The 2,674-nt window shown below is 66.6% G+C and carries 4 protein-coding genes; 1 reads left to right on the forward strand and 3 read right to left on the reverse strand.

What is annotated here, in order from left to right; all coding sequences use genetic code 11:
* Together EOC06_RS35085 and cbiE are read right to left on the reverse strand one after the other, a co-directional pair.
* The coding region (locus EOC06_RS35085) for a cobalamin biosynthesis protein (protein ID WP_164898924.1) at positions 1-260 on the reverse strand (260 nt) is incomplete at its 3' end.
* A complete protein-coding gene (cbiE, locus tag EOC06_RS35090) occupies positions 257-1,498 on the reverse strand; it encodes a precorrin-6y C5,15-methyltransferase (decarboxylating) subunit CbiE (protein WP_128309966.1) in 1,242 nt (413 codons plus the stop codon). The genes EOC06_RS35085 and cbiE, both read right to left, overlap by 4 nt.
* Position 1,499: 1 nt before the next feature.
* On the opposite strand from cbiE, the gene EOC06_RS35095 reads away from it, so the two are divergent.
* Positions 1,500-2,261, forward strand: coding sequence for a cobalt-precorrin-6A reductase (locus EOC06_RS35095; RefSeq protein ID WP_128309967.1), 762 nt, complete (start codon positions 1,500-1,502; stop codon positions 2,259-2,261).
* On the opposite strand, the gene EOC06_RS44360 is transcribed toward EOC06_RS35095, so the two are convergent.
* Positions 2,225-2,674, reverse strand: a 450-nt coding sequence (locus tag EOC06_RS44360; RefSeq protein WP_245470344.1) for an SAM-dependent methyltransferase, incomplete at its 5' end; no start/stop codon positions are given. The genes EOC06_RS35095 and EOC06_RS44360 overlap by 37 nt on opposite strands.

Raw genomic sequence — 2,674 nt, forward strand, 5'->3', positions numbered from 1 at the left:
CCGGAATGGTCAGCCGAGCGAAGCGGAGGTTGGGTGAGGGGGAGCGGCGGGTCGGAGTCGGCGACATCCACCACTATCACCGGGAGGTTGAGTTCACGGCCGGCAGCGAGAATGGCCCCTTCGTTGCGTTTGAATTCAGTCGTCGCCAGTGCCGAAAGCGCCGTCATCGTCAGGCCATGAGTCTCCAGCGCGGTTTCGATCGCGGCAAGCACGTCTTCGACGCTCACGCCTTTTCGGCTGCCGATGCCCGCGACCATCATGGCTTGACCCAGCTCCATTGGGTCACTGGCATGGCCGGCCGCCAGGCCTGCATCGCGCCGACCGGCGATGCGCGAGAGATGGCGATGCGGGTGAGATCGCCGCCAAGCGAGACATGGCGGGCGAGAAGCAAGGTTTCCATCTCCAGCGTCACCGCATTGGCGACGAGGCGGCCACCGGGGCGCAGGGACTTGATGGCGGCGTTCAAGACGCCGGCATCGCTGCCGCCGCCGCCGATGAAGATCGCGTCCGGCGTGTCCAGCCTGGCAAGTGCCTTGGGGGCGCTGCCTTCCACCACGACAAGGCCGGGAACGCCGCAGACGGCCGCGTTGCGGCCAATGCGGGCGGCGCGGATCGGATCGGCCTCGATGGCAATGGTGCGCATGGAAGGGTGGGCCAGCATCCATTCGATGCCGATGGAACCGGAACCGGCGCCGATGTCCCACAGCAATTCGCCGCGCCGCGGCGCCAGCGCCGACAGTGTGATGGCGCGGACTTCGCGCTTGGTGATCTGGCCGTCATGGTCGAACAGATGATCGGCAAGGCCTGATGTGAGCGGCAGGACGCGCGCGTCCGGACCGGATTCAACTTCGATCGCCAGAACGTTGAGTGGATTGATGTTTTCGAGATCGAAGGCATCGGCGCGGATCGTGTGGTGGTCCTCGCTTGGCCCACCCAACGCCTCCAGGATCGTCAGCCGCGATGCGCCGAAGTCGAGTTCGGTGAGCAGGCGCGCTATTGCAGCGGGGGCTTCGGCATCCGAGGTCAGTGCCAAAATGCGCGCGCGTGGCTGCAGCAGCGGCCGGATCAGGTCGAGCGGCCGGCCGTGCAGCGAGACGGTCTCGATGTCCTGCAGCGCCCAGCCAAGGCGCGCGGCCGCCAGCGAAACGGCCGACGGTGCGGGGATGACATGCATCTCCTGTTGCTTGACCTTGCGCGCGAGGGTGGCGCCGACGCCGTGGAAGAACGGATCGCCTGAAGCGAGCACGCAGACGCGCCTGTCGGCAAGCGCCAGCACGTCAGCCATCTCGGCATCGAAAGGAACCGGCCAGGCGCGCGCCTCGCCCTTGGCGAAGGAAGCGACCAGCGCCAGGTGCCGCTTGCCGCCGAAGATGATCTCCGCCTCGGCAATCCGCTGCTTGGCCTCGTCGCCGAGACCCGCTAAACCGTCCTCGCCGATGCCGACGATTGTGAGCCATTTTTGGGTGAGCTTGGCACCGCGCGGACCTTCAGCAGGCATGATGACCCACCGTATTCTGATCCTCGGCGGCACCACCGAAGCCCGGCAACTGGCCGGAGAACTGGCGGCGCGCGCCTCGGTCACGCTGTCGCTGGCTGGCCGCACTGAAAGCCCCGTCGCGCAAGGCGTGCCGGTGCGAACGGGGGGCTTTGGCGGTGCCGATGGATTGGCCGATTATTTGCGGAAAGAGCCTATCGACCTGCTGATCGACGCGACGCACCCCTATGCGGCGCAGATCTCCGCCAATGCGGCGCAAGCCGCCCGCGTGGCCGGTGTGCCGATCCTTGCGCTGCGACGCCCCGGCTGGGAGCCTGTCGAAGGCGACCGCTGGACTGAGGTCATTACATTCGGCGATGCCGCGCGAGCGCTTGGACTGGCGCCGCGCCGTGTTTTCCTGGCGCTGGGCCGGCAAGAGGTCGCTGCTTTCGAAGCTGCGCCCCAGCATCATTATCTCGTCCGCAGCGTCGACGCGATCGAGCCCAAGCTTGCCGTGCCGGATGCGAGCTATCTTCTGGCCCGTGGCCCGTTTCGTGAGGCGGAGGAACGCGCGCTGCTCGAAAAGCAACGCATAGATGTCGTCGTGTCCAAGAACAGCGGCGGCGAAGCGACTTATGGCAAGATCGCCGCGGCGCGGGCGCTTGGCCTCGAGGTGGTCATGATCCAACGGCCAGTCTTGCCGGATGTTCCAGCGGCTGAAAGCGTTGAAGCGCTGACCATGATGGTCGATCATTTTGTCCGCCCCGTGGACGAGCGCGGTGTGTAGACCAGCGCCGGCTTCTCCGCGCGCTTGATGATCCTGGTTTCCGGTGAGCCGATGATGATGCAGGTCGCCATATCGGCTTTTTCAGCCTCGACATCGGCCAGCAGGTAGACCTCGATGCGCTCATCCGGGCGGCCGGCGGCGCGGCCGAAAATCACCGGTGTGGTGCCGGGCAGGATCGCGGTGAGGCACTCGAAGGCGCGGCCGAGCTGCCAGGGGCGCGCCTTGCTGATCGGGTTATAGAGCGCGATGACGAAGCCGGCGCCGGCTGCCGCCAGCAGGCGCAGTTCGATCAGCTCCCATGGCTTCAGATTGTCGGACAGCGAGATGGCGCAGAAATCATGGCCGAGCGGCGCGCCGATGCGGGCGGCGACCGCCAGCATGGCGGTGATGCCGGGCACCACAGCGACATCGAC

The sequence above is a fragment of the Mesorhizobium sp. M7A.F.Ca.MR.362.00.0.0 genome (genome assembly GCF_004023175.1).
In the GTDB taxonomy this organism is placed as follows: domain Bacteria; phylum Pseudomonadota; class Alphaproteobacteria; order Rhizobiales; family Rhizobiaceae; genus Mesorhizobium.